The organism is Lysinibacillus sp. GbtcB16 (assembly GCF_019091145.1).
In the GTDB taxonomy this organism is placed as follows: Bacteria; Bacillota; Bacilli; order Bacillales_A; family Planococcaceae; genus Lysinibacillus; species Lysinibacillus fusiformis.
Map to the genome: position 1 here is coordinate 1 of NZ_JAGXJV010000456.1, position 267 is coordinate 267.

At 52.1% G+C, this 267-nt stretch carries 1 pseudogene; it reads right to left on the reverse strand.

The annotated features are described in order from the left end of the window. Positions 1-234, reverse strand: a pseudogene (locus KVT27_RS24890) (hypothetical protein); the annotation flags it as partial. Between the last annotated feature and the right edge of the window lie 33 nt (positions 235-267).

Consider the following 267-nt stretch of genomic DNA (forward strand, 5'->3'; position numbering starts at 1 on the left):
GTCGGTTAAATTGTCTTTCAGCTTGGCGATGAGCTGATCTTCGGTGATGCCCTTCTCTTGAGCGATTTCGGCAAGCGATTTGCCCGCTTTGCGCTGCGTGTTCAATTCGTCCTCGGTAATGCCCAGAATCGCAGCAATTTCACTTGTGCTGCCGAACATGCCGTTACCATGCTGACCAGGTGCAGCATGCGGGAAGTTCATCGCTTGCGGCTTCATCTCGATGATTTTTTTCAACCGATCCGCGAGTCCGGACTTCATTTTGTCCGC